The sequence below is a fragment of the Actinosynnema sp. NPDC023794 genome (assembly GCF_040639675.1).
Taxonomy (GTDB): domain Bacteria; phylum Actinomycetota; class Actinomycetes; order Mycobacteriales; family Pseudonocardiaceae; genus Actinosynnema; species Actinosynnema luteola.
Genome location: NZ_JBFAFR010000049.1, coordinates 27,394 through 42,110 on the forward strand (window position 1 = coordinate 27,394; position 14,717 = coordinate 42,110).

At 70.9% G+C, this 14,717-nt stretch carries 10 protein-coding genes; 7 read left to right on the top strand and 3 right to left on the bottom strand.

Annotated elements, in window-relative coordinates:
• Position 1: 1 nt before the first annotated feature.
• On the top strand, positions 2–1,009 hold the full coding sequence (locus tag AB0H12_RS42665) for a sugar phosphate isomerase/epimerase family protein (protein ID WP_499631680.1): 1,008 nt from the start codon (positions 2–4) through the stop codon (positions 1,007–1,009).
• 112 nt (positions 1,010–1,121) lie between these two features.
• On the opposite strand, the gene AB0H12_RS42670 is transcribed toward AB0H12_RS42665, so the two are convergent.
• On the bottom strand, positions 1,122–2,132 hold the full coding sequence (locus AB0H12_RS42670; RefSeq protein ID WP_499631683.1) for a LacI family DNA-binding transcriptional regulator: 1,011 nt from the start codon (positions 2,130–2,132) through the stop codon (positions 1,122–1,124).
• A 151-nt stretch (positions 2,133–2,283) separates the two neighbouring features.
• Between AB0H12_RS42670 and AB0H12_RS42675 the strand changes: the two genes are divergently transcribed.
• From AB0H12_RS42675 to AB0H12_RS42700, 6 genes are all read left to right on the top strand, one after another.
• Positions 2,284–3,519 carry a sugar ABC transporter substrate-binding protein gene (locus tag AB0H12_RS42675; protein WP_499631686.1) on the top strand — a complete coding sequence of 412 codons (1,236 nt, stop codon included), beginning with the start codon at positions 2,284–2,286 and terminating at the stop codon, positions 3,517–3,519.
• A gap of 4 nt (positions 3,520–3,523) precedes the next feature.
• Positions 3,524–4,405 carry a carbohydrate ABC transporter permease gene (locus AB0H12_RS42680; protein WP_499631689.1) on the top strand — a complete coding sequence of 294 codons (882 nt, stop codon included), beginning with the start codon at positions 3,524–3,526 and terminating at the stop codon, positions 4,403–4,405.
• Positions 4,402–5,214, top strand: a complete 813-nt coding sequence (locus AB0H12_RS42685; protein ID WP_499631692.1) for a carbohydrate ABC transporter permease — start codon at positions 4,402–4,404, stop codon at positions 5,212–5,214. Before AB0H12_RS42680 ends, AB0H12_RS42685 begins: the two co-directional genes overlap by 4 nt.
• Positions 5,215–5,228: 14 nt before the next feature.
• Positions 5,229–6,941 carry an amylo-alpha-1,6-glucosidase gene (locus AB0H12_RS42690; RefSeq protein ID WP_499631695.1) on the top strand — a complete coding sequence of 571 codons (1,713 nt, stop codon included), beginning with the start codon at positions 5,229–5,231 and terminating at the stop codon, positions 6,939–6,941.
• Between the two features lie 154 nt (positions 6,942–7,095).
• A complete protein-coding gene (locus AB0H12_RS42695) occupies positions 7,096–8,928 on the top strand; it encodes an RICIN domain-containing protein (RefSeq protein WP_499631697.1) in 1,833 nt (610 codons plus the stop codon).
• A gap of 586 nt (positions 8,929–9,514) precedes the next feature.
• On the top strand, positions 9,515–12,250 hold the full coding sequence (locus AB0H12_RS42700) for a beta-L-arabinofuranosidase domain-containing protein (RefSeq protein ID WP_499631700.1): 2,736 nt from the start codon (positions 9,515–9,517) through the stop codon (positions 12,248–12,250).
• Positions 12,251–12,349: 99 nt separating this feature from the next.
• On the opposite strand, the gene AB0H12_RS42705 is transcribed toward AB0H12_RS42700, so the two are convergent.
• Positions 12,350–14,452 carry a family 43 glycosylhydrolase gene (locus AB0H12_RS42705; protein ID WP_499631702.1) on the bottom strand — a complete coding sequence of 701 codons (2,103 nt, stop codon included), beginning with the start codon at positions 14,450–14,452 and terminating at the stop codon, positions 12,350–12,352.
• A 76-nt stretch (positions 14,453–14,528) separates the two neighbouring features.
• On the bottom strand, positions 14,529–14,717 hold a 189-nt coding region (locus AB0H12_RS42710), incomplete at its 5' end, for a non-reducing end alpha-L-arabinofuranosidase family hydrolase (protein WP_499631704.1).

Genomic DNA, 14,717 nt, shown 5'->3' on the forward strand with positions numbered 1-14,717 from the left:
GATGGCGCGTCCGATCACGTTGTTCACCGGCCAGTGGGCCGACCTGCCGTTCGAGGAGGTCGCCCGGCTGGCCGCCGGGTGGGGCTACGACGGCCTGGAGATCGCCTGCTGGGGCGACCACCTCGACCCGTGGCGCGCGGCGGAGGACGACGACTACGTCGCCGACCGGCTGGCGATCCTGGCCGAGCACGGCCTCAAGGTGTGGACGATCTCCAACCACCTCACCGGTCAGGCGGTGTGCGACGACCCGATCGACGAGCGCCACAAGGGCATCCTGTCGCCCCGCATCTGGGGTGACGGCGACCCCGAGGGCGTGCGGCAACGCGCGGCCGAGGAGATGAAGGCGACCGCGAGGGCCGCCGCGAAGCTCGGCGCGTCGACCGTCGTCGGCTTCACCGGCTCATCGATCTGGAAGACCGTCGCGATGTTCCCGCCCGTGCCGCCGTCGATGATCGACGCGGGCTACCAGGACTTCGCCGACCGCTGGAACCCCATCCTGGACGTGTTCGACGAGGTGGGCGTCCGGTTCGCGCACGAGGTGCACCCGTCCGAGATCGCCTACGACTACTGGACGACGGTGCGCACGCTGGAGGCGATCGGGCGCCGGCCCGCGTTCGGCCTGAACTGGGACCCGTCGCACTTCGTGTGGCAGGACCTCGACCCGGTGAGCTTCCTGTGGGACTTCCGCGACCGGATCTACCACGTCGACTGCAAGGACGCCCGGCGTCAGGTCGGCGACGGGCGCAACGGTCGGCTCGGCTCGCACCTGCCGTGGGCCGACCCGCGGCGCGGCTGGGACTTCGTCTCCACCGGGCGCGGCGACGTGCCGTGGGAGCGGTCGTTCCGGATGCTCAACACCATCGGCTACGACGGCCCGATCAGCGTCGAGTGGGAGGACGCCGGGATGGATCGCCTGGTCGGTGCGCCGGAAGCCCTGGAGTTCGTGCGCCGCAACGCGTTCGACGCGCCGTCGGCCTCCTTCGACGCCGCCTTCTCCACCGGCGGGTGAACGGGGTGCGGTGACGGCCGACCCGGGGTGGACCCGCCGAAGCGGTCCGCCCCGGGGTGCGCCGTCGTCCGGTCGAGCCGGCCGACCGCGTCGTCGGGCGCGGCGGGGGTGCTCAGCGGTGGCGTGCGCCCGTGCTCGACCGCAACGCGATGGCCGGTTGGAGCAGCGCGTTGCGCGGTGTCGCGGCGGGGTCCGCGATCTGCTCCACCAGCAGGCCCACGGCGAGCCGAGCCATGTCGCCCGCGGGCACGTCGGCGGCGGTCAGCGGTGGGTGGAAGGCCTCCGCCAGGCGGCCGGCGATGACGCCGGTGATCGAGAAGTCGCCCGGCACGTCCAGGTCCGCGCGGCGCAGGGCCCGTTGGAGACCGGGGAGCGCCGCCTCGTTGATCGTCACCGCCGCCGTCACCTCCGGCCACCGCCGGCGGATGTCCTCGAAGCACGCCGAGCCCGCGGCCGGCTCGTCGGCGCAGCAGACCGTGTGCGCGGTCAGCCCGCGTTCCTCGGCGGCGGCGAGGAAACCGGCCGACGAGCGCAGCGCCGGGCCGTAGCCGGCGGCCACCAGCTCGTCGGACCGGTTGATCAGCACGACGTCCCGGTGCCCGAGATCGGCGAGGTGGTGCACGCAGCGCCTGATCAGCTCCGCGTAGTCGACGTCGACCCACCACGACGCGCCCGGGTGCTCGACGTGCCCGATGGTCACGAACGGCAGCGCCTCCTGCTCCAGGCGCGCCACGCGCGGGTCGTCGAGGAGGATCTCCATCAGGATCACGCCGTCCACCCGGCGGCCGGTGACGATGCGCTCGAACGACCGGTCGTGGTCGCCGCCGCTGGGCGACAGCAGCACGTCGAGGTCGTGCGAGGCCGCCACCTCGACGACGCTCGCGACGAACCCCAGCTGCACGTCGGTCAGCCGCCTGCTCGCGGGCGGTATCACCAGGCCCAACGTCCGGGTCCGACCTTCGGCCAACGCCCGCGCGCTGGCGTTGGGCCGGTAGCCCAGCTCGGCGATCACGCCGTTGATGCGCTGCGCGGTCGCCGCCGACACAGGCCGCTTCCCGCTGAGCGCGTAGGACACCGTGCTGCGCGAAACGCCCGCACGCCTGGCGATCTCACCGATGTTCATGCGCTCTCCGTCCAACCGGTTCGACAGGCGTTCGATGATATGCCATGGGGGTCTTGCGTGCGCTCCTTGCCGCCTATACGTTGGCGCAGCCTCCCAAGGTCGAACCGGTTCGACGAGGTGTCAGCGTTGCCGCCAGGAAGGGACCGACCCCATGAAGCGCACTTCGCCCAGCCGACGCGCCGCCATCGCCCTGGTCGCCGCGGGACTGGCCCTGACCGCGTGCTCGTCCAGCCCGAACACCGGCAGCGGCGCCGGCCCCTTCGCGGTGTGGGACCCGTACCCGCAGTTCGACGGGAGCTCGGAGTGGGTGCAGGTGATCGAGAAGTGCGGCGCGGAGGCCGGCGTGGAGGTCGAGCGCCAGGCGTACGACACCTCCGACCTGACCAACAAGGTGCTCCTCGCCGCGCAGCAGGGCACCGCGCCGAACGTGCTGGTCGTCGACAACCCGGTGGTCTCCACGCTCGCCGAGGGCGGCGTGCTGAAGGCGAACCAGGACACCGGCCTGGACGCGTCCAAGGCATCGCCCAACCTGGTGGCCGCGGGGGAGGCGGGCGGGAAGACCTACGGGGTGCCCATCGGGGCGAACACCCTGGCGCTGTACTACAACAAGGCGGTGCTGGCGCAGGTCGGCGTCGACCCGGCGTCGCTCACGGACTGGGCGTCGCTGGACGCGGCGCTGGCCAAGGTCGTGGGTGCGGGCAAGAAGGGCATCACGTTCTCCGCCATCGGCACCGAGGAGGGCTCCTTCCAGTTCCTGCCGTGGTTCTGGGGCGCGGGCGCGCAGCTGACGGACCTGTCCTCGACGCAGGCCGTGGCGGCGGTGGAGCTGTGGAAGTCCTGGTTGGACCAGCGGTACGCGCCGAACTCGGTCGTCGGCAACACGCAGACCACGAGTTGGCAGGAGTTCGCCACCGGTGAGTACGCGTTCGCCGAGAACGGCACCTGGCAGCTCGGCAACGCCGCGAAGCTGGGCTTCGAGTACGGCGTCATCCCGATCCCGTCCCGGGACGGCGGCGTCGCGCCCGCGCCGACGGGCGGCGAGTTCGTCACGGTGCCCGTGCAGGGCTCCGCGGACCGCGAGGCGACCGCGGCGAAGATCGCCGACTGCCTGGTCAGCCCGGCCACCGTGCTGGCCACCGACACCGCGCTGACCTACGTCTCCGCCATCGGATCGGTGCGGGAGCAGCAGGTCGCCGCCCGGCCGGAGCTCCAGGTGTGGGTCGACGCCGTGCAGGCCGCGAAGGGGCGCACCGGAGACGGCCTCGGCACCCGCTACCCGCGGATCTCGCAGCCGCTGTGGACCGCGGTGCAGGCGGTGCTGACCGGGTCGAAGCCGGCCGCGGACGCGCTCAAGGACGCCCAGAGCGCCGCGGCGTCGGCGAAGTAGCGCCGTGGTCCGCCGCAACCTCGTCGGCTGGGCGTTCCTCGTCCCGCTCGTAGCCTACCTGCTGCTGTGCTACGGCTACCCGTTGCTGACGACCCTCGACCTGAGCGTCCGCGACTACACCGTCCGCACGTTCGTGCACGGCGGCGCGCAGGTGATCGGTCTGGCCAACTACGCGGACGTGTTCGCCGATCCGGTCTTCCGCACCGCGCTGCTCAACACGGTCCTCTTCACGGTGACGTCGCTGGTGTTCCAGTACGCCGCCGGGTTGGCGCTGGCGGTGTTCTTCACCCGCCACTTCCGGCTGTCGGCGACGCTGCGGGCGCTGTTCCTGGTGCCGTGGCTGCTGCCGCTGATCGTGTCGGCGTCGACGTGGGCGTGGATGTTCGACAGCGAAGCCGGTGTGGTGAACGCGGCCCTGTCCTGGTTCGGCGTCGACGGCGTGCACTGGCTGACCTCGCCGGACTGGTCGCTGGCGGCGGTGATCGTCGCCAACGTCTGGATCGGCATCCCGTTCAACCTCGTCGTGCTCCACAGCGGGTTGCAGAACATCCCGGTCGAGGTGCACGAGGCGTCCGCGCTGGACGGCGCGGGCTCCTGGCAGACGTTCCGGCACGTCACGTTCCCGATGCTGCGGCCGGTCTCCGCCGTGACGCTCCTGCTCGGCCTGGTCTACACGCTGAAGGTGTTCGACATCATCTGGATCATGACGCGCGGCGGCCCGAGCGGGTCGTCCACCACCCTGGCCACCTGGTCCTACGAGCTCGGGTTCGGCAGCATGCTGCCGCGCTTCGGGCCCAGCGCGGCGGTGGGCAACCTGCTGATCCTGCTCGCCGTGGTCGCGGGCTTGGCGTACGCGCGCGTCCAGCGCCACCAGGACGCGTCATGACCCGGTCCTGGTGGCGGACCGCGGTGGGCCTGCTGCTCACCGCCGTGATGCTCTTCCCGGTCTACTGGATGGTCAACGTCTCCCTGACCCCGCCGGGGGAGATGCGCAAGTCACCGCCGGACCTCTTCCCGGGCAACCCGACGTTCGACGGGTACGCCCGGGTGCTGGACGAGCAGCTGCCCTACTTCGGGACGAGCCTGCTGGTCGCGCTCGGGACCGCGGCGCTCACGCTGGCGCTGGCCGCGCCCGCGGCGTACTCGCTGGCGAAGCTGCGCCCGCGCGGGCGGGCACCGCTCACCTTCGTGCTGCTGGTCGCCCAGATGATCCCCGGCACCATCATGGCGTTGGGGCTCTACGGCATCTACGTGCAGCTAGGCGTCACCAACACCCTGTGGGGCCTGGTCTTCGCCGACTCCACCATCGCCGTGCCGTTCGCCGTGCTGATCCTGACCTCGTTCATGGCCTCCGTGCCCGACGAGGTGGTGCAGGCGGCTCGGATCGACGGCGCGGGCGCGTGGCGCGTGTTCTGGTCCGTGGTGCTGCCCGCCAGTCGCAACGGGGTGGTCACCGCCGCGTTGTTCGCGTTCCTGTGGGCGTGGTCGGACTTCGTGTTCGCCGCGACGTTGGACGGCGGGGGATCGATGCAACCGCTGACGCTCGGGATCTACCGCTACATCGGCAACAACAACCAGGAGTGGAACGCGATCATGGCGACCGCCGTGGTCGCCTCCGTGCCCGCCACCGCGCTGCTCGTGCTGGCCCAGCGCTTCGTCGCCGCCGGCATCACCTCGGGCGCGGTCAAGGACTGACCGAAGGGACCTTCGTGGACGACTTCTCGGTGCGGGAGATCCCGTTCAGCCATCCTGGCGCGTGGTTCGACCTGTCCGCGGTCGTGGGGCTCGCCGACTACGCCGAGGACGTGCACCTCGTGTCCCACCGCAACGGGATGCACGCGGTGCTGTCCCTGACACCCGTGCTGGCCGACGCCCGCGTGACCGCCGAGGTCACGGCGAACCCGGTCGTGCTCACCTGGACCGCGGGTCGCGGCGAGGTCGCGGCGGCGTTCGAGTCGCCGTCCGCGATGAGGGTGTCGGGCAACGGCCTCGGCCTGCGCCTCGCCGCGGCGGACGCCACCTTGACGCCCTTCACCGGGACCTACTTCTTCCGCGACCCCGTCACCTCGTCGTACGTCTTCACCTCCTACGAGACCGGCCACCGCTACCGGGTGACCGTGTTGGCGGGGCACGAGGACGTGCACGGCGGCGCGGAGCTCGGCACGGCGGAGCGGGCGGTCGTCGTCGGCGGGGACGGCGGCGGGTGGGAACTGGTGGTGGAGGAGATCACGACCGCCCGCGAGCGGTTCTCCACCGACGCGACCTTCGCCGACGTGGTGGCGGCCTCACGGCGGTCGTTCGAGCGGTTCGCCGACCAGGTCGCGCCGTGGCGCGGCGACCGCGCCCCCGCCGCCGAACTGGCGTGCTACGTGCTGTGGTCGGCCACCGTGAGCCCGTCCGGCTTCCTCGGCAGGCCGGCGGTGCTGATGTCGAAGAACTGGATGGACAAGGTCTGGAGCTGGGACCACTGCTTCAACGCCCTCGCGCTCGCGCCCGGGGTTCCCGACCTGGGGTGGGACCAGTTCCAGGTGGTGTTCGACCACCAGACCGAGGAAGGCGCGCTGCCCGACTCGGTGACGCACGCCGAGGTGCTGCACAACTTCGTCAAGCCGCCGATCCACGGGTGGGCGGTGGGCAGGTTGCGGTCGAAGCTGCCCGACGGCATCCCGACCGCCGAACTGCCGCGCCTGTACCGGCAGCTGGAGGCGTGGACGACGTTCTGGCTCGACCACCGCCGGGCGCCGGGCGAGCCGTTCCCGCACTACGAGCACGGCAACGACAGCGGCTGGGACAACTCCACCGTCTTCGGCGACCGGCGGCTCGTGCAGTCCGCCGACCTGGCGGCGTTCCTCGTGGTGCAGATGCGCGAGCTGGCCAGGCTGGCGGGGGAGGTCGGCGACCCGGCCGCCGCGGTGCGCTGGGCGCGGGAAGCGGACACGATGCTGAGCGCGATGCTGACGCGGTTGTGGGACGGCACGGCGTTCACCAGCCGCGCGGTCGGCGGCACGTCGCGCACCACCGCGAGCCTGCTCGACCTCATGCCCGTCGTCCTGGGCGCCGACTTGCCCCCCGACGTGCACGCGAAGCTCACCGAGGGCGTGGCGCGGCACCTGACCCCGGTGGGGCTGGCCACCGAACTGCCGGACTCGCCCTGGTACGAGGCCGACGGCTACTGGCGCGGCCCGGTGTGGGCCCCGTCGACGGTCCTCATCGAGGACGGCCTGCGCCGAGGAGGTGCCGTGGAACTCGCCGACCAGGTCAGCGCCCGGTTCCGCGCGGTGTGCGAGAAGAGCGGCTTCGCCGAGAACTTCGACGCGCTCACCGGGCACGGCCTGCGCGACCGCGCCTACACGTGGACCGCGAGCGCGTACCTGCTGCTCGCCGCGGACGCCGAAGCCCGACCGGCCGAACCGCGGCGGTAGTCCTCCCTCCTGGCGGCTCGACTTCGGCCACAGTCGAAGCCTCAACCGAACCGGTTCGACCCTTGTCGCGCATGAGAGCTGACGCGTACGGTGCAGGACTAGTCGAACCGGTTCGACTTCTCTCCGTGTCCATCCCCTGACAAAGGAGTCAAGCGTGGCCACCACACTCGCAAGGCGGCGAGGTCGCGGCGTCACCGCCGTCCTCGTGATCGCCGCCTCCGTCGTCACATCCCTCGTCGCACCCGGTCCGGCGGCCATGGCCGGGGACGAGTCCATCTCCGTCGACTTCTCCGTCGCCGGCGGTTCGCCGACCTACCGGGCCTCCGGGTGGATCTACGGCATGACCGAGAACGCGTCGGGACCGGCGGACCACTTCTTCCGCGACGTGAAGTTCCGCTACATGCGCGCCGGTGGCGCCCAGCTCGACGGGCCCGGCGGCTGGGTGGCGGGCAAGTACGACCGCCGGTGGAACGCCACCCGTGCCCAGCTGCTGCGCACCCGGTCGCTGGGTGGCGAGTTCATCCTGCTGCCGCACGACCTGTGGGGCGCGGACGGCTACCCGATCTCGCGCTTCCCGGGCGACAACGGCAACTGGACCGACTACGACAACTTCCTCACCCGCCTGATCGCCGACGTGCGGGCCACGGGCGTGCCGGTCCAGTGGGACCTGTGGAACGAGCCCAACCTCAACCTGTTCTGGAACCGTCCCCAGTCCCAGTACTTCGAACTGTGGCGGCGCACCTACCAACGCGTCCGCGCCGCGTTCCCCGAGCAGCTGATCGTCGGCCCCAGCCTCGCGGGCGTCCCGTCCACGTCGGGTGGGTACTGGACCCAGTACCTCGACTTCGTCCGGGCCAACAACGTCGTCCCCGACATCTTCAGCTGGCACTCGCTGCCCAGCGACCCGGTGGCCAACGTGGCGGCGGCGAACAGCTCGCTGGACTCGCGCGGCATCCCGCACCCGCGCCCGTACCAGATCAACGAGTACGGCGCGAGCAACGAGCAGAACCCCGGTGACGGCGCCTGGTACATCGCACGCCTGGAGCGGGCCGGAGCCGACGGCCTGCGCGCCAACTGGGCGAGCGCCGGGAACCTGCACAACGACCTCGGCAACCTGCTCGTCCGCAACTCGGCCGGACAGCACCTGCCCAAGGGCGAGTGGTGGGTCTACCGCTTCTACGGCTCCCAGACCGGGCAGGTCGTGTCCGTCACGCCCAGCCCGGCCTACGACGCGTTCGCCACGAAGACCGACGGCGTGGCGAAGATCCTGGTCGGCGGTGGCGGCACCACGGGCAACGTCGCGGTCCAGCTCCGGCGCCTGGACACCACCAGCGGCATCGTGCAGAACAACCAGGTGCGGGCGGTCGTCCAGCGCATCCCGCACAACGGCGGCGGCGCGGTCCAGGGGCCGATCACCGTCCAGAACTCCGTGGTGACGCTGTCCGGCAACGGTGCCACGGTGAACCTGCCGCACACCGCTGTCGACGACACCTTCACCATCACGCTCCTACCGCCGTCGGTCAGGGGAGTCCCGACCGTGGCCGTCGCCCAGCACTCGCAGCAGTGCCTGGACAACGCGGACCTGGGCACCGCCGACGGCAACCGGCAGCAGCAGTTCCCCTGCGAGGGCGGTGACCAGCAGTCGTGGGACTTCCGGCCGGTGGCCGACGTCGCCAACACCTACACCGTCGTCAACCAGCAGACCGGCAAGTGCCTCGCCGTGAACGGCTCGTCCTCGGCCGACGGCGCCGCCGTGCAGCAGTGGACCTGCGCACCGGGGGCGCAGAACCAGCAGTTCGCGCTGCGGAAGGTCACCTACTCCGGCAACGACCCCCACGACTACCAGCTCGTGGCGCGGCACAGCGGCAAGTGCGTCGACGTCAACGGGGTCTCCGCCGCCGTGCGGGCGACGGTCCACCAGTGGACCTGCAAACCTGCCGGCCAGTCGAGCCCGCTGAACCAGACGTGGCGGCTCTGGGGCTTCTGACGAGCGGCGCTCCGGTCGCGGTCGGCTCCAGGATCGTGATGTTCACGCTCACACGTAGCAGCTCGCGGTTGATCCGGCTCGCCGGTCAGCGGGCCCGACAGACGGGGAGATCACCTCTGTAGCTCAGCACTTCGGCCGGGTCGAGGACTTGAACGCGACGCGGGCCCGCTAAAAGTGAGCGTGAACATTTTAGCGGGGCCGCGTCGTTGACGCCCGGCTCCGGCGGTGGCTACTGTGCTGACAGCCGGGCCGCCGGGCCCGAGTCGGTCACGCATCCGCCGGCACGACCGCCCGTCAACGACGACGTTGAGGATTCCGATGCGACGAACACGGCACACCGCGCACATCCTTGAACGACGCCGATCGTTGCCGCAGCCGGACGTCCTGACTCGCTGACCTCCGCGGTCGCGTCGTCTCCCGTCGCCGCGGTTCCGCCACGTCGTCCCGATCTCCCCTCGCCGACAGGTCCTGCCGGCCGCACCGCTGTGCGGCGACATCCCGGCGCCACTCGGGCCCACCCGCTCCACCGCGCGTGCCGGCCCCCGCGGGACGTCACCGGCCTTCCCCAACCAACACAGGAGAGCCCATGTCGTCACCCATGAGCCGCCGCACGCTGCTGCAAGCCGTCGGCGTCGCGGCCGTCGCGACGACCGTGCCCGGCCTGACCCCGGGGTCCGCGGTCGCGGCGACGGTGCCGCCGGTCCGGTCCGACCTCGGCGTGGCCGCCCATCCGTTCGACCTCGGCGAGGTGCGCCTGAGCCCCGGCCGCTGGATGGAGAACCAGAGCCGGACGCTGACGTACCTGAAGTTCGCTAACGTCGACCGGTTGCTCTACAACTTCCGCGCCAACCACCGGCTGTCGACCAACGGCGCGGCGGCCCTGGGCGGCTGGGAGGCGCCGAACTTCCCGTTCCGCACCCACAGCCAGGGCCACTTCCTCAGCGCGTGGGCGCAGGCGTGGGCGGTGCTGGGCGACACCACGTGCCGGGACCGGGCGAACCACATGGTCGCCGAGTTGGCCAAGTGCCAGGCCAACAACGCGGCGGCCGGGTTCAACACCGGTTACCTGTCCGGGTTCCCGGAGTCGGACTTCGACGCGATGGAGGCGGGCTCGCCCAAGTCGGTGTCGTACTACTCGCTGCACAAGACGTTGGCGGGTCTGCTGGACGTGTGGCGGCACATCGGCAACACCCAGGCGCGCGACGTGCTGCTGCGGTTCGCCGGGTGGGTGGACTGGCGCACCGGTCGGCTGTCCTACAGCCAGATGCAGCGCGTCCTGGGCACCGAGTTCGGCGGCATGAACGCCGTGCTGACCGACCTGTACCAGCAGACGGGGGACAGCCGGTGGCTGACCGCGGCGCAGCGGTTCGACCACGCCGCCGTGTTCGACCCGTTGGCGGCCAACCAGGACCGGCTCAGCGGGCTGCACGCCAACACGCAGGTGCCGAAGTGGATCGGCGCCGCCCGTGAGTACAAGGCCACGGGGACGACCCGCTACCGCGACATCGCGTCCAACGCGTGGAACATCACGGTTGGCGCGCACACCTACGTGATCGGCGGCAACAGCCAGGCCGAGCACTTCCGCGCGCCCAACGCCATCGCCGCCTACCTCAACACCGACACGGCCGAGGCGTGCAACACCTACAACATGCTCAAGCTCACCCGCGAGCTGTGGCTGCTCGACCCGAACCGCGCCTCCTACTTCGACTTCTACGAACGCGCCCTGCTCAACCACCTCATCGGCCAGCAGAACACCGCCGACCCGCACGGCCACATCTGCTACTTCACCGGCCTCAACCCCGGCCACCGGCGCGGCAACACCGGACCCGCGTGGGGTGGCGGCAACTGGAGCACCGACTACACGACGTTCTGGTGCTGCCAGGGGACCGCGCTGGAGGTCAACACGTCCCTCGCGAGCTCCATCTACTTCCACAACGGCACCACGCTGACGGTGAACCTGTACACGCCGTCGGTGCTGACCTGGGCGCAGCGGGGGATCACCGTCACGCAGACCACGGCCTACCCGGCGTCGGACACCACCACGCTGACCGTCACCGGCAGCGTGAGCGGGTCGTGGACGATGCGCCTGCGCATCCCGGCCTGGACGACCGGCGCGACGGTCAGCGTCAACGGCGTGGCGCAGGACATCGCCACCACCCCCGGCTCCTACGCCGCCCTGACCCGGTCGTGGGCTTCCGGCGACGTGGTGACCGTGCGGCTGCCGATGCGGGTCGTGGTGCAGCCCGCCAGCGACAACCCCGCCGTCGCCGCGGTCACCTTCGGACCGGTCGTGCTGTCGGGCAACTACGGCAACACCGCGCTGAGCAGGCTGCCCGCCCTGGACACCACGTCGATCACCCGCACCGGCACGTCGGGCTTGGCGTTCACCGCGCGAGCCGACGGCGCGACCGTCAACCTCGGGCCGTTCTACGACGCGCACGGCCACAACTACACCGTCTACTGGAGCACCAGCGGCGGCGGTGGCGGCTCGGACGCCGGTTACCGGCTGGTCAACGCGGCCAGCGGCCTGGTGCTGGGCGTGCAGGACATGTCGACCGCCGACGGCGGCCTCGCCGTGCAGTGGAACAACACCGGGACGGCCGACCACAACTGGGAGCTGGTCGCCGACGGCAGCGCCGTGCGGGTGCGCAACCGCAACAGCGGCAAGGTCCTCGGCGTGGAGAACATGTCCACCGCGGACAACGCCCGCGTCCTGCAGTGGAGCAACACCGGCTCCGCCGACCACAAGTGGACCGTCCTCGACAACGGCGACGGCACCCACCGGATCCGCAACGGCAACAGCGGCAAGCTGCTCGGCATCCTCAACGGCTCCACCGCGGCGGGCGCCCAGGCCGTGCAGGACCCGGACAACGGGACCGCCGACAACCGCTGGCGGTTCGTGCCCGTCGGCGCCCGCCGCGTCCAGAACCTCGCCAGCGGCCTGGTGCTGGGCGTGCAGGACATGTCGACCGCCGACGGCGGCCTGGTCGTGCAGTGGGACGACAACGGCACCGCCGACCACCTCTGGACCGCCGTCGTCGACCCCGACGGGTACTTCCGGCTGCGCAACTCCAACAGCGGCAAGGTGCTCGGCGTCGAGAACGCCGCCAACGCCAACGGCGCCCGCGTGCTCCAATGGGCCGACAACGGCACCAACGACCACAAGTGGCGGCTGCGCTACGGCACCGGCGGCTACTTCCGCATCCAGTGCGGCAACGGCGGGCGCGTCCTCGGCGTCAACGGCGCCTCCACCGCACGCGGCGCCCAGGTCGTCATCTGGGACGACAACGGCACCAACGACCACCTCTGGCGCTTCATCTGAGCGAACGACAGCGGCGGCCCGTCCGGTACTCCGGGCGGGCCGCCGCTGTGTGCCACCCGGCTCGGCCGGTGAGGCCGGGCCGGGTGCCGCTCGTCGGGGTCAGGGAGTGGTCAGGTCGAACTTCCGGACCGTCACCGCGCCGCCGAGGGACTGGGTGGCGTGGTTGAAGATGCCGAAGCGGTAGCCCATGAAGAACTGCCAGGCGTTGTTCAGCGTGAACGCCGGCCCCAGCGGGGTGAAGTTCACGCCGTCGGTGCTGTAGGAGAACCTGGCGACGCGATTGGACCCGGGTTGGATGTCGGCGTTGATCCGCAGCCAGATCCGGCCGCCGCTGACCGCGGCGCCCGCGGCTTCGCTGCCCGTGTTGGTGGTGCGCCAGCTGCCGTCCATGGCCAGGCCGTTCGTCATGGACACGCGGGTCTGGCCGTTGTCGCGCTTGACGCCGATCCAGGCCGAGGACTGGCGCAGCATCGCCAACCCGGACCTGTCACCGTCGCGCATCGTGCTGTAGTCCAGCTCGATCGTGGCCGTGGACGTCGGTCCCTGGATGCGGTGGGTCAGGGTGTTGCGGGCGGCGTACAGGTCGTTGGTGACCGTGGCCGTCTGCAACGTGAGCCCGTTGTTCACCGAGTACTTGGTGGTGTCGGGATCGTGGTTCCACTCCCACTGCGGGCCCAGCGCGGTGCCGGTGAAGGTGTCGGTCCCGATGAGGGGCTTGACCGGCCGGGTCGGCAGCGGTGACGGGTAGTTCACGCCCCACCGGCCGTTGACCGTCTGGAGGGTCGGCCAGCCGTCCGCGGTCCAGGTGATCGGGGCGAGGGCGGGCACGCGACCGCCGGGGTAGGCGTCCACGAACGACATGTAGTACCAGGACCCGTTCGGGGTCTGGACCAGGCCGCCCTGGTGGGGCACGCCGCCGCCGGGGATCGGGCCCGGCAGGTCGAGCAGGACTTGCCGGACGGTGTACGGGCCGAACGGGTTGCTCGCCTTGAGCACGTACTGGCCGTTGGCGGGTCGGGTCAGCCAGATGTAGTAGCTGCCGTTGCGCTTGTAGAACCTCGCGCCCTCCAGCGTCCCGATGTTCGAGGGCGTCTGGAAGACCTGCTGCGCGCGGACCTGGCTGCGCCCGTCGGCGGACAGCTGGGCGACGCTGATGGTGCCGTTGCCGTAGGCGACGTACATGGTGTCGTTGTCGTCGATGAGCATGCCGGCGTCGTAGTAGCAGTTGTCGATCTGGGCGTGCCGGTTCCACGGCCCTTCGACACTGGCGGCGGTGTAGATGTAGGTGTCGTTGAAGTCGATGCACCCGGCCCAGTAGTAGGTCCGGTTGCTGGCGCGGTACTGCAGCGTCGACGCCCAGATGCCGTTGACGTAGGCGCGCTGCCCGTTGGTCAGGTCGTACTTCGTGCCGAAGTCCAGGGATGGCACGGAGTGACCGGCGAACTCCCAATTGACCAGGTCGTACGAGCGCAGGATCGGCGCACCGGGCGAGTAGTGCATGGTCGACGCGGTCATGTAGTACGCGTCCCCGACCCGGATGACCTCGACGTCGGCGAAGTCCTGCCACACCACGGGGTTCGTGTACTGCCCGCCCGGCTGCGGCGTCGTCGTCGTGGTGGTGGGGCCGCCGCCGTCGACGCGGACCAGCTGCCACTGCTGGTTGGCGCCGCCCCAGTCGTTGTACTGGACGATGTTCGCGCCGTCGTTGGTGGCGGCGTTCTGGACCTCGACGGCCTTGTTGCTGTTGCGGTTGATCAGGCGGACGTGTCCGCCGTCGGAGTCGGCGAGGCGGAACTGCTGGTTGGTGCCGTTGTTGTCGGCCCACTGCACGATGGCCGCGCCGTCGGCGGTGGAGCGGTTGGAGACGTCGAGCACCTTGCCGGAGTGCTTGGACTTGAGCCGGTAGTAGCCACCGCCGGAGTCGACGAACTGCCACTGCTGGTTGGCCCCGTCACCACGGGTCCACTGCGTGATGCGGGCGCCGTCGTTCGTGGCGAGGTTGTAGACGTCGAGTGCCTTGCCGCTGTTGCGGTTGACCAGCACGTACCACGCGTTCGTGTCGACGGTCGCCGCCGAGCTGGTCGCCGAGCCGAAGACGACCATCACGCCGCCGAGCACGACCGCGGCCATCACCGCGGCCAACCGCGACCACCGGCCGCGCCTGCGCGTGGGGTGCCCCGGGAGTCGTTCGGGGACAGACATGACAGCTCCTTACCCGCCGCTTCCGGCGGCGTTACGGCCGGAGCCCCCGCACTGGGTGCGGGGGCTCCGGGTCCGGTCAGCGTTGCAGTGTCAGCACGCCCGGTCGGTACGGCAGCAGGCCGTACTCCACACCGTTGGAGCGGGGGTCGCGGCCTTGGTAGAGCAACTGGAGGTTGCAGGGGTCGATGGTCTTGGTCTGGTCGGCGCTGGTGCGGACCAGGTCGCCGTGGCTGATGTCGTTGGTCCAGGTGGCGCCGCTGTTGGC